This window comes from Streptomyces sp. GMY02, from assembly GCF_019056675.1.
In the GTDB taxonomy this organism is placed as follows: Bacteria; Actinomycetota; Actinomycetes; order Streptomycetales; family Streptomycetaceae; genus Streptomyces; species Streptomyces odonnellii.
On record NZ_CP077658.1, the window covers coordinates 6,464,089 to 6,481,078 of the forward strand.

General features: G+C 70.2%; 14 protein-coding genes. 8 read left to right on the plus strand and 6 right to left on the minus strand.

Annotated features, from left to right (window positions below):
- Positions 1 to 155: 155 nt before the first annotated feature.
- Together KQY30_RS27550 and KQY30_RS27555 are read left to right on the plus strand one after the other, a co-directional pair.
- On the plus strand, positions 156 to 1,364 hold the full coding sequence (locus tag KQY30_RS27550; RefSeq protein WP_254407703.1) for a cytochrome P450: 1,209 nt from the start codon (positions 156 to 158) through the stop codon (positions 1,362 to 1,364).
- 125 nt (positions 1,365 to 1,489) lie between these two features.
- Complete coding sequence (locus tag KQY30_RS27555; RefSeq protein WP_217309159.1) at positions 1,490 to 2,221, plus strand: hypothetical protein; 732 nt, start codon at positions 1,490 to 1,492, stop codon at positions 2,219 to 2,221.
- 552 nt (positions 2,222 to 2,773) lie between these two features.
- Here the strand turns inward: KQY30_RS27555 and KQY30_RS27560 are convergent.
- Positions 2,774 to 3,985, minus strand: a complete 1,212-nt coding sequence (locus KQY30_RS27560; RefSeq protein ID WP_217309160.1) for a pyridoxal phosphate-dependent aminotransferase — start codon at positions 3,983 to 3,985, stop codon at positions 2,774 to 2,776.
- Positions 3,986 to 4,083: 98 nt separating this feature from the next.
- Here KQY30_RS27560 and KQY30_RS27565 point away from each other — a divergent pair, with 98 nt between their 5' ends.
- From KQY30_RS27565 to KQY30_RS27580, 4 genes are all read left to right on the plus strand, one after another.
- Complete coding sequence (locus tag KQY30_RS27565; RefSeq protein WP_217309161.1) at positions 4,084 to 4,740, plus strand: helix-turn-helix domain-containing protein; 657 nt, start codon at positions 4,084 to 4,086, stop codon at positions 4,738 to 4,740.
- Positions 4,741 to 4,878: 138 nt separating this feature from the next.
- The gene (locus KQY30_RS27570) at positions 4,879 to 5,403 is read left to right on the plus strand and encodes a PAS domain-containing protein (RefSeq protein WP_217309162.1); all 525 of its coding nucleotides are present in this window, start codon (positions 4,879 to 4,881) and stop codon (positions 5,401 to 5,403) included.
- Positions 5,346 to 7,463 carry a SpoIIE family protein phosphatase gene (locus KQY30_RS27575; RefSeq protein WP_217309163.1) on the plus strand — a complete coding sequence of 706 codons (2,118 nt, stop codon included), beginning with the start codon at positions 5,346 to 5,348 and terminating at the stop codon, positions 7,461 to 7,463. Before KQY30_RS27570 ends, KQY30_RS27575 begins: the two co-directional genes overlap by 58 nt.
- 166 nt (positions 7,464 to 7,629) lie before the next feature.
- Positions 7,630 to 8,268: a uridine kinase gene (locus KQY30_RS27580; protein WP_217309164.1), complete on the plus strand. Its 639-nt coding sequence runs from the start codon at positions 7,630 to 7,632 to the stop codon at positions 8,266 to 8,268.
- A 133-nt stretch (positions 8,269 to 8,401) separates the two neighbouring features.
- Here KQY30_RS27580 and KQY30_RS27585 read toward each other — a convergent pair whose 3' ends face one another.
- The 5 genes from KQY30_RS27585 to KQY30_RS27605 all read right to left on the minus strand — a co-directional run bounded on the left by KQY30_RS27585 (position 8,402) and on the right by KQY30_RS27605 (position 13,489).
- Positions 8,402 to 9,331 (minus strand): carbohydrate kinase family protein, encoded by a 930-nt coding sequence (locus KQY30_RS27585; protein ID WP_254407349.1) that lies wholly within the window; start codon positions 9,329 to 9,331, stop codon positions 8,402 to 8,404.
- Complete coding sequence (locus tag KQY30_RS27590; protein ID WP_217309165.1) at positions 9,328 to 10,248, minus strand: pseudouridine-5'-phosphate glycosidase; 921 nt, start codon at positions 10,246 to 10,248, stop codon at positions 9,328 to 9,330. Before KQY30_RS27590 ends, KQY30_RS27585 begins: the two co-directional genes overlap by 4 nt.
- 207 nt (positions 10,249 to 10,455) lie before the next feature.
- Positions 10,456 to 11,685 carry a formaldehyde dehydrogenase, glutathione-independent gene (fdhA, locus tag KQY30_RS27595; RefSeq protein WP_217309166.1) on the minus strand — a complete coding sequence of 410 codons (1,230 nt, stop codon included), beginning with the start codon at positions 11,683 to 11,685 and terminating at the stop codon, positions 10,456 to 10,458.
- A 268-nt stretch (positions 11,686 to 11,953) separates the two neighbouring features.
- Complete coding sequence (locus KQY30_RS27600; RefSeq protein WP_217309167.1) at positions 11,954 to 12,499, minus strand: methylated-DNA--[protein]-cysteine S-methyltransferase; 546 nt, start codon at positions 12,497 to 12,499, stop codon at positions 11,954 to 11,956.
- A gap of 81 nt (positions 12,500 to 12,580) precedes the next feature.
- Entirely contained in the window at positions 12,581 to 13,489 is a 909-nt protein-coding gene (locus KQY30_RS27605; protein ID WP_254407350.1) for a glycerophosphodiester phosphodiesterase family protein, read from the minus strand.
- Positions 13,490 to 13,792: 303 nt separating this feature from the next.
- On the opposite strand from KQY30_RS27605, the gene KQY30_RS27610 reads away from it, so the two are divergent.
- Together KQY30_RS27610 and uvrB are read left to right on the plus strand one after the other, a co-directional pair.
- Positions 13,793 to 14,698 (plus strand): MHYT domain-containing protein, encoded by a 906-nt coding sequence (locus tag KQY30_RS27610; RefSeq protein ID WP_217309168.1) that lies wholly within the window; start codon positions 13,793 to 13,795, stop codon positions 14,696 to 14,698.
- Positions 14,699 to 14,770: 72 nt separating this feature from the next.
- Entirely contained in the window at positions 14,771 to 16,909 is a 2,139-nt protein-coding gene (gene uvrB, locus KQY30_RS27615) for an excinuclease ABC subunit UvrB (RefSeq protein WP_217309169.1), read from the plus strand.
- Positions 16,910 to 16,990 lie beyond the last annotated feature (81 nt).

Sequence of the window (16,990 nt, forward strand, 5' to 3'; positions counted from 1 at the left end):
AACAGTTTGTTTAGGGTGGCGTCATGGCAGTCACGACCTCCGGCGACCCCGTTCCGTCCCACCGGGCGGCCCCCGTACCGGCGCCCAACTCACCCCGGCCGCCCGTCGATCCGACGCGGGACCTGCTCAGCGATCCGTACGCCGTGTACGCGCGGATGCGTGAGACCGGGCCCGTGCAGCGGATCGTCGGGCCCGACGGGCGGCCCGTCTGGATCGTCACGCGGTACGACGACGTACGGCAGGCCCTCGCCGATCCCCGGCTCTCCCTCGACAAGCGCCACTCCCTGCCCGGGAGTTACCGGGGCTTCGCGCTGCCGCCGGCTCTCGACGCCAACCTGCTCAACATGGATCCGCCGGACCACACCCGTATCCGGCGCTTCGTCACCCAGGCGTTCACCGCGCGGCGGACCGAGACCCTGCGCGAGCCCATCCGGCGGACGGCCGACGAACTGCTGGACGCCATCGCCCCCGACAGGCAGGCCGATCTGATCGCCTCGTACGCCGCTCCGCTGCCGATCACCGTGATCTGCGAGCTGCTCGGCGTGCCCACGGGCCATCGGCGGGACTTCAGGGAGTGGACCGACGCCCTGGTGGCGCCCGATCCCGCGCGGCCGGAGGGAATGAAGCAGGCCGTGGGCAGCATGCTCGGCTTCTTCACCGAACTGCTGGCACACAAGCGGGCCGAGCCCGGCGACGATCTGCTCTCCGCGCTGATCGCGGCCCGCGACCGGAGCGCCGACACGGCAGAAGACGTCACCCGAGACGGCACAGGTCCTGCGGACACCGCTGGGCTTGCAGCGGAAGGCCGCCGCGCCACCGAAGACCGGCTCAGCGAGGACGAGTTGATGTCCCTCGCCTTCCTCATCCTCTTCGCCGGATACGAGAACACCGTCCAGCTCATCGGCAACGCCACCCTCGCCCTGCTCCGCCACCCCGACCAGCTCGCGGCGCTCCGCGCGGACCCGGGCAGGACCGCCGCGGCGGTCGAGGAGCTCGTACGGTACGACGGTCCCGCCCTGCTGGCCATCCGCCGCTTCCCGGTCGAGGACCTGGTCATCGGGGGTGTGACCGTACCGGCGGGCGAGACCGTTCTGCTCTCCCTGGCCTCCGCCAACCGCGACCCGCACCGTTTCCCCGACGCCGACCGGCTCGACCTCGACCGCGACACGGCCGGCCATCTCGCCCTCGGCCATGGCATCCACTACTGCCTCGGCGCGCCGCTCGCCCGACTGGAGACCGAGATCGCCCTCACCGCGCTGCTGGAGCGCTTTCCGCGGCTGGCACTCGGCGTACCGTACGACGAACTCCGCTGGCGGGCCTCGACGCGCGCCCGAGGGCTGATGGCACTGCCCGTCCGCTATTGACGGCACGCGTGGAACGGCACGAATGAAACAGCACGCAGGGAACGACACGCATTGACGGCCGGTATTGACGAAGCGGCCGTTTATTCGTTCGATCACCGTTGTCCGGCCCTGCTAGCGTCCCTGACGTGGCGAAACTCAATCAGATCATCGCAGTGGAGAAGGGCGTCAAGTCCAAGGCACACCAGGACCTGACGGCTGCCCATCACGGCCTCCAGAAGCCGGCTCTGCTCGCCGGTATCTCTCGTACGTATCAGCCGAAGGACGAGGAGGGCGAGCAGTTGCCGCCCGAGTCCACCCGGGTCCAGGTCAAGGCCGAGGACATACTGCGCGAGACCGCGAAGACCCTGACGAGGCTGTTCGATGTGACCGCCACCAAGGACTGGGCGAACTGCACGGCGCGCGCCGACATCACCGTCGACGGGCGGGTACTGGTGAGCGAGGCGCCGGTGTCGTATCTGCTGTTCCTGGAGAAGCAGCTCACCGACCTCAACACCTTTGTGCGCAAGCTGCCGGTGCTGGACGCCTCGGAGTCCTGGAGCCAGGACCCGTCGACGGACGCGTGGAAGACCGAGGCGGTACGGACCCTCCGTACGAAGAAGGTCCCGCGCAACCATGTGAAGGCCGAGGCCACCGAGAAGCACCCGGCGCAGGTCGAGGTGTACTACGAGGACATACCGGTCGGTTACTGGACGACGGTGAAATTCAGCGGGGCCCTTCCGGCCCGCCGGGTGAACGAACTGCTCGACCGGGTCGAGAAGCTCCAGGAGGCCGTGAAGTTCGCCCGCGAGGAGGCGAACGGCACCGAGGTCACCGACCGACGCGTGGGCGACGCTGTGTTCGGCTATCTGTTCGGGTAGCCTCAACATCTCCCCGGCCGCCTGTTTGTGCGGCCGGGGTGCGCGAGGAGCGCAGGCTGAAACTGAAGCTTGTCGTGACTGCGCGGTTCCAGTGGAGGTTCGAGTCCTCCCCGCGGCACATCCGTACACACGGGTGGACGGGCCGCGGTAGCCCAACTGGCAGAGGCAGACCGCGATCAATCTCAGACTATTGCTCCAGACTCAGCATTCGCCGCCGATCGCCGGATCGACCGGGCCCAGGCCCCGGACGTCGAAGTGCTGGTTCAAGTCCGGCCCGTGCAGCTCGATGCGCGGTGGTCCAATGGCAGGACGCGACGACATCATGACTGACCTGGGCTCTCAAGTGTGCCGGCGTGCGACATGGGCGGCATCGAAGGGCTCGGGGGCCGGCTACGCCCCCGGGTCCGCTCCTTTCAGCAGTGCCGGGCTTCACCATGCCGGCTTCGCAGCGCCGACTTCACGGTCTCGGCTTCGCAGTGCCAGCTCGGTGGTGCCGGCTTCGTAGTGCCGGGCTTCACAACGCCGGCTTCGTAATGTCGGCCGGGTCTTCCGTCACTGGCGGTATCCGCTCAGGAAGCGGCCTATGCGGCTGATCGCCGCGTCCAGATCATCCGCATACGGCAGGGTCAGGATCCGGAAGTGGTCCGTATGCGGCCAGTTGAAGCCCGTGCCCTGGACGACCTGGATCTTCTCGCGCAGCAGCAGGTCCAGTACGAACCGCTCGTCGTCATGGATCTTGTGCACCTTCGGGTCGAGCCGGGGAAAGGCGTACAGCGCGCCCTTCGGCTTGACGCAGGACACTCCCGGGATCTCATTGAGCTTCTCCCAGGCGCGGTTGCGCTGTTCGTGCAGTCTGCCGCCCGGGGCTGTCAGCTCCTGGATGGACTGACGCCCGCCGAGCGCCGCCTGAATCGCGTACTGCGCCGGCGCGTTGGGGCACAGCCGCATCGACGCGAGCATCGTCAGCCCCTCCAGATAGCTGCGCGCGTGCTGCTTGGGCCCGGTGACTAGGAGCCAGCCGGAACGGAAACCCGCCACCCGGTATGTCTTCGAGAGCCCGCTGAAGGTGAGGACGACCAGATCGGGGGCGAGGGCCGCGGCGGTGTGGTGGACCGCGTCGTCATAGACGATCTGGTCGTAGATCTCGTCCGCGAACACCATGAGCTGATGGCGGCGCGCGAGATCCAGGATCCCTTCGACGATCTCGCGCGGATAGACCGCGCCCGTGGGGTTGTTGGGATTGATGATCACAACGGCCTTGGTACGGTCGGTGATCTTCGCCGCCAGATCGTCGAGGTCGGGATACCAGTCCGCCGACTCGTCACAGAGATAGTGCACGGGACGGCCGCCGGCCAGGGTCGTCACGGCCGTCCAGAGCGGGAAGTCCGGGGCGGGGATGAGGACTTCGTCGCCGTCCTCCAGCAGCGCCTGGACGGCCATCGAGACCAGCTCCGAGACTCCGTTCCCCAGGAAGACGTCTTCGACGCCGACATCGGGCAGGCCAAGGGTCTGATACCGCTGGACGACGGCCCGGCGCGCCGAGAGTATGCCGCGCGAATCCGTGTACCCGTGTGCCCGGGGCAGCATCCGGATCATGTCCTGGAGGATCTCCTCCGGCGCCTCGAACCCGAACAGCGCGGGATTGCCGGTGTTGAGACGCAGGACGCTGTGGCCCGCCTCCTCCAGGGCGTCGGCGTGCTCGATCACCGGGCCGCGGATCTCGTAGCAGACCTCGCTCAGCTTGCTCGACTGCCGGAACTCCATGCGGTGGCCTCCCAGACCTCGTTCCAGACCTTGTTGCGATACTTGGTTTTACCAAGCTCGGGCTTGGAAAGTCCAACAACATGTCTAGACTGCGCCACATGTCACGCCGCCGAAGTTACGACCAGTACTGCGCCACCGCCCGTGCCCTTGACGCCGTGGGCGACCGCTGGACCCTGCTGATCGTCCGTGAACTGCTCGCGGGGCCACGCCGTTACACCGATCTGCACGCCGATCTGCCCGGCGTCAGCACGGATGTGCTCGCGTCCCGGCTCAGGGACATGGAGCGCGACGAACTGGCCACGCGCCGCAGGCTGCCCCCGCCCGCCGCCGCGAATGTGTACGAACTCACCGAGCGCGGGCGGGGGTTGCTGCCCGTCCTGACCGCCCTCGCCGAGTGGGGTGCCCCGGCGCTGGAGGACCGCAGGCCCACCGACGCGGTGCGGGCGCACTGGTTCGCCGTACCGCTGCTGCCGGTGCTGGACGGGCTGCCGGGTCCGGACGGCGTCGCCGGGTACGGACTTGAGGGCGTGGTGGAAATCCGCCTGGACGAGGGCGCGTTCCACATAAGGCTCGGCGAGGGCGATCCGGTGTACGGCGACGGTCCCGCGGAGAGCCCCGACGCCCGGCTCGTCCTCGACGCCGACACCTGCCGCGCGCTGAGCGGAGGCGCGCTGACGGTCGGGGACGGGGTGCGGGACGGCCGTATCGAGGTGTCGGGGGAGGGGGCGCTGGCCAAGGTGCTGCGAGGGGAGTGAGGCGTGCGCGCTCAAACCTCTCCCGTGCCCTCTTTGATGCGTTCTTAATGCAAATAAAGGTAAAAGGCGTATTTGTCACTCGATGCCATACTGAAGGGGTGAGTGTCCACTGATGGCCGGAAGGTGAGATGAGCGGCAATGATTCGACCGGACACCGCGAATGGGAACGGGTCCGTCCGGTCGAATGTCTCCGTTGACGAGGAGTTCACGGCCAGGGCCACCGTCGACTCCCGAGGTGTGGTGACGGGGTGGAACGAGGGCGCCCGCAGGCTGCTCGGATACCGCGCCCCGGAGATCGTGGGACGGTCCGTGGCCGAGCTCCTCGCCGACGCGGAGGTCGCGGAGTCGGCCGCCCGGGCGAGCGCGGAAGCGCAGCGGAACCACCGGAATCCGAGCAGGTGGCACGGTACGGTCACGCTGGTGCACCGGAGCGGCGCCCCCATGGACGTACGGCTCCTGGCGCACCTCGGGGCCCCGGACAACGACCCCCCGCACACGGGGCAGCACGCCCCCTCCGACGGGCGAGCCGCTGCCGGAGAGTCCCCCGCCGGAGAACCGGCTGCCGGGGAGCCCGCCGATGACGCGGATCCCGCTCCCGGTCTGGAATGGCTGCTCGTCTCCCCCTCGCCCGCACCGCGCCCTCCGCCGAGGACGACGAGCTGATCGAGCAGTCCTTCAACCAGTCCCCGTGCAATATGGCCATCTACGACACGCATCTGCGGCTGCGGTGCCTGAGCGACGACATGGAGAAGGTGCTCGGCCTCTCGGAGGGCGATGTCCGCGGGCTCCGGCTGCCCGAGATCGTGCCCGGCCCCGAGACCGAGGACACCGAGCGCGAGATGCGGCTGGCCCTGGAGACCGGGGTGTCGCGGCGGCTCGCCTTCTCCCACCGCATGGTGGGCCATGACCACGAACTCGCCTGGTCGGTCTCCATCTCCCCGATCTGGGACCACGACGGCCAGGTGCGGGGCGTCATCATCGCCACACATGATGTGACCGCACAGCATCTGGCCCGGCAGCGGCTGCTCCTGGTCAACGACGCCACCGTCCGTATCGGCAGCACCCTCGACATCGCCCGCACCGCACAGGAACTCGCCGATGTGTCCGTCCCGGTCTTCGCCGACTTCGTGACGGTCGACCTGCTGCCACCGGTCAGCGAGGGCGGAGAGCCGCCCCCCGGGCCCATGTCCGGCCGGATCGAGCTGCGCAGGGCCGCCTGCCGGTCCATCTACGAAGGCAACCCCGAGGCCGTGTACGCGGTGGGCGACATGGCCGTCTTCTCCGGCTACTCACCTGCGGCCGAGAGCCTCATCACCTCGCGGGCGATCCTGAACCGGGTGACGGACCCCTCCGACCCCTCCGACAACCGGTGGGAGATCCCCGCCCGGGCCGCCTCGGTCCGTGATTTCGGCTTCCACTCGATCATCTCCGTACCACTGCGCGCCCGGGGCACCACGCTCGGTGTCGCGAACTTCGCCCGTCACCGGCGGCCCGACCCGTTCGAACAGGAGGATCTGCTCCTCGCCGAGGACATCACGGCGAGGGCCGCCGTTTGTATCGACAACGCCCGCCGTTTCACCCACGAACGCGAGACGGCGCTGACCCTCCAGCGCAGCCTGCTGCCGAGGAAGCTGCCCGAGAACGCGGCGGCCGAGGTCGCCTTCCGCTATCTCCCCGCCGACACCAGGGCCGGGGTCGGCGGCGACTGGTTCGATGTGATCCCGCTGTCCAGCTCCCGGGTCGCCCTGGTCGTGGGCGATGTCGTCGGCCACGGGCTCCAGGCGTCGGCCACGATGGGGCGGCTGCGGACCGCGGTGCGCACCCTGGCGGATGTCGATCTGCCGCCCGACGAACTGCTCACCCATCTCGACGACCTCGTCAACCATCTCGCCGCCGAAGCGGCGAGCGGGCAGAGCGCGGGCAGCACACCGGAAACCCCCGGCGATGTGGGGGCGACATGCTTGTATGCGATCTACGATCCGGTCTCCCGGCGCTGTTCCCTGGCCCGTGCCGGACACCCCCCGCCCGCGGTCGTCCGTCCCGACGGGTCCGTCGAATTCCTTGAGCTGCCCGCGGGCCCGCCGCTCGGCCTGGGCAATCTGCCCTTCGAATCCGTCGATGTGGAACTGGCGGAGGGCAGCGTGCTCGCCCTCTACACCAACGGTCTGATCGAATCGCGCGAGCGCGGTGTCGACGAGACGTTCGCCATGCTGGCCGAGGCGCTGGCCCAGCCCGCCGCGCCCCTGGCCGACACCTGCACCGCCGTGTTCCGGGCGCTGCTCCCCGATCATCCCGCCGACGACGTGGCCCTGCTCCTCGCCCGTTCCCGCGCGCTCGACGCCAGCCAGGTGGTCACCTGGGACCTGTCCTGCGACCCCGCCGTCGTGGGCCGGGCCCGTGGCGATGTCACGGCGCAGCTCACCGACTGGGGCCTGGAAGAGGCCGTTTTCACCACGGAACTGGTGGTCAGCGAACTGGTCACCAACGCCATCCGGTACGCCCAGGCGCCGATTCAGCTCCGTCTCATCCATGACCGCACCCTGATCTGCGAGGTCTCCGACGGCAGCAACACCGCCCCGCATCTGCGCCGGGCGCGCGTCTTCGACGAGGGAGGGCGCGGTCTGCTGCTGGTGGCACAGCTCACCCAGGGCTGGGGTACGCGCCAGGGGGTCGGCGGAAAGACGATCTGGGCGGAGCAGAGCCTTCCGGTGATGGGCTTCTGACCGCCTCGGAATCTGACGGGGTGTCAGAAGTGCGTCGCAAAGGCCGGACCGGGGTGTGTACGGTTCGGTCGTCCTCGGCTTCTCGCGGGCCGTGCGTATCCGTGGGCCCTGCGTTCCTGTATGCCGTCCGTTCTTTTGTGCCGTGTGCCTGAACGATGATGAACGGGTGCGACTCGAAGCGATCACGTGGGACCGGCTGACCGAAGCCCTCGCCGAACGGCTGCTGGACACCAGCCCCGCCGACGGCGGCCCCTGGCTGCGCGTCGCCATCGACGGGGCGCCGGCCGCCGGGACCGCCGCGCCGGCCGAGGCGCTCGCTGCGGCACTGCGGCTGCGCGGCCGGTCGGTGCTGGTCGTCGGGACGGACGGATTCCTGCGCCCGGCCTCGCTTCGGTACGAGTACGGGCGCGAGGACCCCGAGGCGTACTACAGCGGCTGGTTCGACACCGGCGCGCTCTGGCGGGAGGTCTTCGGGCCCCTGGAACCGGGCGGCAGCGGGCGCGTGCTGCCCGACCTCTGGAATCCGGTGACCGACCGGGCGACCCGCAGCCCGCACCGCGAACTCGCGCTCGGCGGTGTGCTGGTGCTGCACGGCCCGCTGCTGCTGGGGCACTGGTTCCCGTTCGACCTCACCGTCCATCTGCGGCTGTCGCCGGGTGCGCTCCGGCGCCGTACCGACGGGGGCGAACTCTGGACGCTGCCCGCCTTCGAGCGGTACGAGGCGGAGGTGGACCCGGCCGCGGCCGCCGATGTGGTCGTACGGGCCGACGATCCGCGGCACCCGGCCTGGGGCGGACTGGCCTGACCGCGTGCGGTTCGACGTCCGGTCCGACGGGGTCCGGTCCGACGGGGTCCGGTCCGACGGGGTCCGGTCCGACCGGCAGGCCCGGCAAGCCGTGCCACGCCTGCCGGTCGGCCACGGCACCTCTGAAACACGCCTACCCCTCGTACACCGGGCGCCCGCCCACCGTCGCCACCGCTTCGGCGCCCGCCCGGCACCCCGCCGCCGCGGCTTCCACCGGGTCCGCGCCCGCCAGCCGGGCCGCCAGGAACGCGCCGGTGAAGGCATCGCCCGCGCCCGTCGAGTCCACGGCGTGCGCTTGGACCGGCGGTACGCGGGCGCGCACGGCGCCCGCCTCCGCCACCAGCGCGCCGTCCGCGCCCAGCGTCACCACCGCCACCGGTACCCGCCTGCTCAGCTCGGCCGCGGCGTCCGCCGGATCCGTGAGACCGGTGAGGAGCTTGGCCTCGTCGGCGTTGGGGAGCAGGGTCTCGACTCCCGCCACCGCCGCCAGAAAGCGTTCCGCGCCCAGCCCCCTGAGGAAGCCGGCCGAGGCCGGATCCACGCTCACCGGAATCCCCCGCTCCAGCGCCGACCCCATCGCGGTCTCGGCCAGCCGACGGCTCACCTCGGTGAAGAAGAGATAGCCGGAGAGATGCAGCCGGCCCGCCCCGTCGAGCAGCGACGGTGACCAGTCGGCGGGGGACAGGCACAGTGCCGCGCCGCTGTCGGTGAGCAGCGTGCGCTCGGCCGACGCGTCGACCAGGCAGATCACCGTGGCCGTCGGCACCTGCTCGTCGATGACCAGCCGTGCCCGTACCCCCGCCCGGCGCAGCCGCTCCTCGTGCCAGTCATGGGCGTCCGCGCCGACCCGCGCCAGCAGCCGTACGTCCGCGCACCCGGTGCGGGCGGCCCAGCACGCCGCGTTCGCTCCGGCGCCGCCCGCCAGCGTACGGATCTCGGCGGCCGTGTCCGTACCGTGCGCGAGCGCCGTACGGTAACGCGCCACCACATCCGTGACCACGTCCCCGATCACCACCAGGCCCTGGCCGGGCACGCCGCCCCGAGGCAGGGCGCCATGGCTCACCGGGCGGCGGTCCGCGCTACGGCGATGCGCGCCGCGAGCCGTACGTTGCCGCGCACCGCCGCGAGATTGGCCTCCAGCGAGGCGCCTCCGGTCCCGCGCATGAGCTGGTCCAGCAGGAACGGTGTGACAGCCTGGCCGCCGATCCCGCGCTCCCGGCACTCGGTGAGCGCCTCCGCCAGCACCCGGTCGTGCAGCGCGGGATCGAGCTGCTCCGACTCCGGTACGGGATTGGCGACGATCAGCGCCGACTCCGGGCCGCCGATCGTGTCCTGGGCGCGCATCACGGCCGCGACCTCCTCGGGGGTGCGGACCGTCCAGTCGACCGGCTCACCGGAAGAGGCCAGATAGAAACCGGGGAAACGTTCCGTCCCATAGCCCAGGACGGTCACGCCGAGTGTCTCCAGACGCTGGAGCGTCGCCGGCACGTCCAGGATCGACTTGACGCCCGCGCACACGACCGTCATCCGCGTCCTGGCCAGCAGCGCCAGATCGGCCGACTCGTCCTGGGTCTCGGTCCAGCCGCGGTGGACCCCGCCCAGGCCGCCCGTCGCGAAGACCCGGATCCCGGCCCGCGCGGCGAGGAAGGCCGTGGCGGACACGGTCGTCGCGCCGCTCGCGCCCGCCGCGATCGCGGGCGCCAGATCACGGTGCCCCAGTTTCCGTATGGACTCGTCCTGGGCCACCCGCTCCAACTGGTCCTTGACCAGGCCCACATGGGGCCGTCCGTCCAGTACGGCCACGGTCGCGGGCACGGCGCCGCCGGACCGCACCAGCTCTTCCAGCTCCTCCGCGACCGCCAGATTGCGCGGGCGCGGCAGTCCGTGCGCGATGATCGTCGACTCCAGGGCGACCACGGGACGGCCCGCGGCGAGCGCGTCCCGCACTTCGGGGGACGGCTGCGAAGTGGTGTCTGGCATGTCCACATCCATGACACATCCGGGGCGCCCGCAAACGTCGTCGGGGCCCCGCGCACGTCATTCGCCGAACCGCACACTGCGTTCGCCGGACTGCGCACGCCCTTCACCGAACCCCGCCGACATCGCTCGCCGACCGGCGGGGCGCCGGTCGGCGAACAATCGGATCCGCGCGGGACGGTCAGGTCCGGCCGCGAACGGCGCGAACGGTCAGGCCGCCTTCGCCGTGTCCAGCGCGCCGTGCGGATTGAGCACGTACTTCCGGCTCGCTCCCTGGTCGAACTCCGCGTAGCCGCGCGGGGCGTCGTCCAGCGAGATCACCGTGGCGTTGACCGCCTTCGCGATATGCACCTTGTCGTGCAGGATCGCCTCCGACAGGCCCCGGTGGTACTTCATCACCGGGCACTGACCCGTGGTGAACTCATGGCTCTTCGCCCAGCCGAGCCCCAGCCGTACCTTCAGCGTGCCGCTCTTGGCGTCCTGGTCGACACCGCGGGGGTCCTCGGTGACATACAGCCCGGGGATGCCGAGCTTGCCGCCCGCCCTCACGATGTCCATCAGGGAGTTGAGCACGGTTGCCGGAGCCTCGTCGGTGTCCTTGCCGTGGGCGCGCGCTTCAAAGCCGACCGCGTCGACCGCCGCGTCCACCTCGGGCACCCCGAGGATCTGGGCTATGTGGTCCTCCAGCGACCCCAGGGTCAGGTCGACGGTCTCGCAGCCGAAGCTACGGGCCTGGTCCAGCCGCTGGGTGTTGAGGTCGCCGACGATGACGACCCCCGCGCCGAGGAGTTGTGCCGCTGCTGCCGCCGCCAGGCCCACCGGGCCCGCGCCCGCGATGTACACCGAGGAACCGACCTCCGCGCCCGAGCTCACCACACCGTGGTAGCCCGTCGGGAAGATGTCCGAGAGCATCGTCAGGTCGAGGAGCTTCTCCCGTGCCGCGTCCCGGTCGGAGAACCGGAGCAGGTTGAAGTCCGCGTACGGCACCATGACGTACTCCGCCTGCCCGCCGACCCAGCCGCCCATGTCGACATAGCCGTATGCCGCGCCCGGCCGTTCGGGGTTGACGTTCAGACAGATTCCGGTCTTGCGCTCCTTGCAGTTCCGGCAGCGCCCGCAGGCGATGTTGAAGGGGACCGACACTATGTCGCCGACGTCGATGAACTCGACATCGGGCCCCTTCTCGACGACCTCACCGGTGATCTCGTGCCCGAGGATCAGACCTTCGGGCGCCGTCGTACGGCCTCGTACCATGTGCTGGTCGCTGCCGCATATGTTGGTGGCGAGGACCTTGAGTATGACGCCGTGCCTGCACTTCCGGCCGACATTCGCCCGGGGTACTCCCGGCCCTTCCTCAAGTTCCAGCTTGGGATAGTCGGTCGTCCTGACTTCGACCTCACCCGGCTTGATGTATGCGACCGCCTTGTTTCCTCCGGTCATGCTGACTCGCCGTCCCTTCCGGCTCTACGTGTCCAGCGGATGACTCGGCCCGTGCGCGGGTCATGGAGCCGGCTACCGCTCGGGCTGCGGGCCGGACGTACGTGCGCCCCGCGCACATGTCCGCCGGGCTGTACGCGCGGTGGTGCTCCACAAATCAGCCTAAGCCCGGCGGCAGAACCGGACAAGTGGCGGTATAGCGCACCAATCCGGTCATCCTTATGGGTTCCGTGAGCTCGAACGACACCGCCTCCGCGCGTCCGGAACAGGTTCAGAACAGCGGCGCCGGGAGCACCCCCTCCAGGGCCAGCAGCCGCCTCTTCGTCTCCAGACCGCCGCCGAAACCGCCTATCCCGCCGTCGCTCTCCACCACCCGGTGGCACGGCACCACTACCGGCAGTGGATTGGACCCCATCGCGACGCCGACCGCCTGGGCCGCCTCCGGGCGGCCCACCCGCCGGGCCAGCTCCCCGTACCCCACCACCGCGCCGTACGGGACGCCCGTGGCCAGCTCACGCAGCACCTGCCGGTTGAAGCCCCCGGACAGCGACCAGTCCAGCGGCAGCGCGAACTCCCGCAGCTCGCCAGCGAAATACGCCCTCAGCGCGCGTATCGGCCCGGCCAGCAGACCCGACGCCGATTCGGCCGGCTCGGTCCCGAACCGGCTCCTGAGCCGCTCCAGCGCCTTCTCCCGTACCGGCCCCTCGGCATGGAAGACCACACTCACCAGGCCCTGCCCGGTCGCGGCCAGCAGCAGCGGCCCGATGTCGCTGCCCACGACCGTCCACTCCAGCGGCGACTGCCCGTAGTTGTTCATGCCGACCACCGTACGGTCCGCCACTGACAACGGGCCCCGGCCCCGGCCGGCGGGGCCGCTCGCCGGGACCGGGGCGCGGGCTCAGCCCACCGCGTCCCGCACGACGTCCGGGTTGTTGGTGATGATCCCGTCCACGCCGAGGTCCCTGACGCGCACCGCGCCCGCCGCGTTGTTCACCGTCCAGGTACTGACCGTGAGCGGCTTGCCCTGCGGGCCCTTGAGCCGGTGCACCGCGGCCACCCAGCCGGCCGTGAGCGAGGTGTACGACGGGTTGATCTGGTCGGTGAAGGCGGCGTACGCGGGCAGCTCGGCCACGGCCGGGGTGCCGAGGAAGCCCGTCGTGATGTCGGGCCGCCGCTGGTGCACCGCACGGACGCTGTCCGCGCTGAAGCTCTGGATGACCAGCTTGTCCTGGACATGGGCGGTGTCCAGCCAGCCCTCCTGGTCGAGCACCCGCAGGATGTCCTGCTCGATGCCCGGGTACTGCTCGGGCGCCTTGATCTCCAGCAGCAGCTTCTGGCTGTTGGCCTCGACGGCGTCCAGGTACTGCTTCAGCGTCGGCACGCGCTCGCCCGCCCAGCGCGCCCCGAACCAGCTTCCCGCGTCGAGCCGGGCGATCTCGGCGCCGGTGAAGTCCTTGACCCTCCACGGCGCCCTGCCCGGGAAGACCTGCTCCACGTTCGTGGTGCGTCCGAGGGTGTCGTCGTGGATCACGACCAGCGTGCCGTCCTTGGCCCGCTGCACGTCGTTCTCCACCCAGTCGATACCCAGTTCACCGGCCCGCTCGACGGCCGCCAGGGTGTTCTCCGGCGCGTACGCGGAGGCGCCCCGGTGGGCGATGACGAGCGGACCGCCGCTCGCGGCGGCGGAGACGGAAACGGAGACGGCGGTGGCGGCGGCCGGAGCGGCGGACGCCGTGGCGGCGCCCGGCAGCATCAGGGTGACTCCCAGCAGTGCGGTGGCCGTTGTCGTCGAAGTACGCGCGTACACGTGGACTCCTCGCGTCGTGGGGGGACGGTCGGCCCCGAGGATGACAGCCTCCGGCCAACATGGGGCGGGCGGAGGCCGACCACAACATGAAGCGATACGCCATGCGCCTCGATGCGGCCACACCTCGGAGGAGACATACCGCATCGGGCACCCGTCCCGCTCCGTGTCGCCGCATGTCGGCTTCATATCGCCTTCATATCGACAAATCGCCAGGTGCCTGTTTGATTACCGGCGCGGCCGTCCTACTCTCGCCCCGAACCAGCGCTTCCGTATAGGACGCCGAGGGGCGAAGGGCACACCGCTATGCAGGGCACCGTCGAAGGATTCAGCTACGGCCTCGTCACCCCCGTGGCGGCCTTTCTCATGGCCTGTCTCGGGGCCGCGCTCGGCCTGCGCTGCACCGCGAGATCGCTGCGTACCCGGCGCCCCTGGAAGCCCGGCGGCCTGGCGCTCGGCGCGGCCTCGATCGGCTCCGGCATCTGGACGATGCACTTCATCGCCATGCTGGGCTTCGCCGTCACCGAGGTGCCCATCGGCTACGACCGGCTCACGACCTTCGCCAGCCTGGCCGTCGGGATCGTGATGGTCGGCACCGGGATCTTCATCGTGGGATACCGCCGCTCCACACGGATGGCCCTGGTCACCGGCGGTACGGTCACCGGCCTGGGCATCGCCACCATGCACTACCTCGGCATGGACGGCATCCGGCTGCACGGACGCGTCGCGTACGACATCGGGACGGTCGCGCTCTCGGTCCTGATCGCCGTCGCCGCGTCCACGGCCGGGCTCTGGGTGGTCGTCGCACACCGGGGATTTCCGGCCAGTCTGGCCGCCAGTCTGGTGATGGGTGTCGCGTCGACCGGAATGCACTACACCGCGATGGCCGGTGTCGAGGTGCATCTCGACGGGGTCACCTCGGCCCCGGGCGGCGCCCCCGCCGTCGAACTGCTCGTACCGATGCTGATCGGACCCGCGGTCTTCCTGCTGCTCGCGGGGGTGGCGCTGCTCGTCGACCCGCTCATGGTGGCGGGCGGGCGCGACCGGGACGGGGCCGCGGGGCCCGTGGCGGGGCTGTGCGGACGGGTCGGCGTGCCCGCCCAGCGCTCCCGCGCCCGCGCGGCGCGCCGAGAGGAGGACAGCCGCGAGACGGCCGGCCGGACCGCCGCCAGGGCCCCGCGCAGCGGCCCGCAGGACCTCCACGACTGGTGACCGACGGTGCCGGTCCGGTGATCCGGGGCCGCTCACCGCCCGGCTGTCAGTGGTGGGTCGTACGGTGGTTCCATGCGGCCCGTTTCCAGCATCGAACGTACGGTGGCGCCCTTTGAGGTCGTCAGTCCCTACCAGCCCAGCGGCGACCAGCCGACGGCCATCGCCGACCTTGAGCGGCGTGTCCGCGCCGGCGAGAAGGACGTCGTCCTGCTGGGCGCGACCGGCACGGGCAAGTCGGCGACCACCGCCTGGATGATCGAGCGCCTCCAGCGGCCCACGCTGGTGATGGCGCCGAACAAGACGCTCGCCGCCCAGCTCGCGAACGAGTTCCGCGAGCTGCTGCCCAACAACGCCGTCGAGTACTTCGTCTCGTATTACGACTACTACCAGCCCGAGGCGTACGTCCCGCAGTCGGACACCTATATCGAGAAGGACTCCTCCATCAACGAGGAGGTCGAGCGGCTGCGCCACTCCGCGACCAACTCGCTGCTGACCCGCCGCGATGTGATCGTGGTCGCCTCGGTCTCCTGCATCTACGGCCTCGGTACGCCCCAGGAGTACGTGGACCGGATGGTGCCCCTCAAGGTCGGCACCGAGATCGACCGGGACCAGCTCCTGCGCCGTTTCGTCGAGATCCAGTACACGCGCAACGACGTGGCGTTCGCGCGCGGCACCTTCCGGGTCCGGGGCGACACCATCGAGATCTTCCCGGTCTACGAGGAGCTGGCCGTCCGCATCGAGATGTTCGGCGACGAGATCGAGGCCCTCTCGACGCTCCACCCGCTCACCGGCGAGGTCATCAGCGACGACCGCGAGCTGTACATCTTCCCCGCGAGCCATTATGTGGCCGGCCCCGAGCGGATGGAGAAGGCGGTCAACGGCATCGAGCGGGAGCTGGAGGAGCGCCTCGCCGAGCTGGACAAGCAGGGCAAGCTGCTGGAGTCCCAGCGACTGCGCATGCGCACGACGTACGACATCGAGATGATGCGTCAGATCGGCTCCTGCTCCGGCATCGAGAACTACTCGATGCACTTCGACGACCGGTCGCCGGGCACCGCGCCCAACACCCTCCTCGACTACTTCCCCGAGGACTTCCTGCTGGTCATCGACGAGTCGCATGTCACCGTCCCGCAGATCGGCGCGATGTACGAGGGGGACGCGTCCCGCAAGCGGACCCTCGTCGACCACGGCTTCCGGCTGCCCTCCGCGCTCGACAACCGGCCCCTGAAGTGGGAGGAGTTCCAGCAGCGGATCGGCCAGGCCGTCTATCTCTCCGCCACGCCCGGCACCTACGAGATGTCGCGCTCCGACGGCTTCGTGGAGCAGATCATCCGTCCCACCGGCCTGGTCGACCCGGAGGTCGTCGTCAAGCCCACCGAGGGGCAGATCGACGATCTTGTGCACGAGATCCGCGAGCGGACCGCCAAGGACGAGCGGGTCCTGGTGACCACGCTCACCAAGAAGATGGCCGAGGACCTCACCGACTACTTCCTGGAGCTGGGCATCCAGGTGCGGTATCTGCACAGCGACGTCGACACCCTGCGCAGGGTCGAGCTGCTGCGCGAGCTGCGCGCCGGGGAGTACGACGTCCTCGTCGGCATCAACCTGCTCCGTGAGGGCCTCGACCTGCCCGAGGTCTCCCTGGTGGCGATCCTCGACGCCGACAAGGAGGGCTTCCTGCGCTCCGGCACCTCGCTGATCCAGACCATCGGCCGGGCCGCGCGCAATGTCTCGGGCCAGGTCCATATGTACGCGGACAAGATCACCCCGGCCATGGAGAAGGCGATCGACGAGACCAACCGCCGCCGGGAGAAGCAGATCGCGTACAACACCGCCCGCGGCATCGACCCCCAGCCGCTCCGCAAGAAGATCAACGACATCGTCGCGACCATCGCGCGCGAGGAGGTCGACACCGAGGCGCTGCTCGGCACGGGGTACCGCAAGGCCGGCGGCGCCAAGGACGGCAGGGCGCCCAAGGCCGCCGTGCCCACGCTCGGTACGAAGGCCGCGAAGCGGGCCGGGGCGGGCGCCGGGACGGCGGTGCTCAGCGACCGTCCCGCGGCCGAACTGGCCGGAATCATCGAGGAGATGACCGACCGGATGCGGGCGGCCGCGGCCGAGTTGCAGTTCGAGGTCGCCGCGCGGCTCCGCGACGAAGTGAGTGAACTGAAGAAGGAGTTGCGGCAGATGAGGGAAGCGGGGCTGGCCTGACATCCAGGAGAACATGGTGTGTTGCAAGACCGACACAAAAACGGTCCAAGCCTCCTGCACCGCCCGCGTGACTGCGTAGGG

Bases quoted from the DNA above. Each gene is read 5' to 3' on its own strand.
- KQY30_RS27550 (WP_254407703.1), top strand. From the start codon at position 156: ATGCGTGAGACCGGGCCCGTGCAGCGGATCGTCGGGCCCGACGGGCGG.
- KQY30_RS27560 (WP_217309160.1), bottom strand. From the start codon at position 3,985: ATGGAGTTCCGGCAGTCGAGCAAGCTGAGCGAGGTCTGCTACGAGATC.
- KQY30_RS27565 (WP_217309161.1), top strand. From the start codon at position 4,084: ATGTCACGCCGCCGAAGTTACGACCAGTACTGCGCCACCGCCCGTGCC.
- KQY30_RS27570 (WP_217309162.1), top strand. From the start codon at position 4,879: ATGATTCGACCGGACACCGCGAATGGGAACGGGTCCGTCCGGTCGAAT.
- KQY30_RS27575 (WP_217309163.1), top strand. From the start codon at position 5,346: ATGGCTGCTCGTCTCCCCCTCGCCCGCACCGCGCCCTCCGCCGAGGAC.
- KQY30_RS27590 (WP_217309165.1), bottom strand. From the start codon at position 10,248: ATGCCAGACACCACTTCGCAGCCGTCCCCCGAAGTGCGGGACGCGCTC.
- fdhA (WP_217309166.1), bottom strand. From the start codon at position 11,685: ATGACCGGAGGAAACAAGGCGGTCGCATACATCAAGCCGGGTGAGGTC.
- KQY30_RS27600 (WP_217309167.1), bottom strand. From the start codon at position 12,499: ATGAACAACTACGGGCAGTCGCCGCTGGAGTGGACGGTCGTGGGCAGC.
- KQY30_RS27610 (WP_217309168.1), top strand. From the start codon at position 13,793: ATGCAGGGCACCGTCGAAGGATTCAGCTACGGCCTCGTCACCCCCGTG.
- uvrB (WP_217309169.1), top strand. From the start codon at position 14,771: ATGCGGCCCGTTTCCAGCATCGAACGTACGGTGGCGCCCTTTGAGGTC.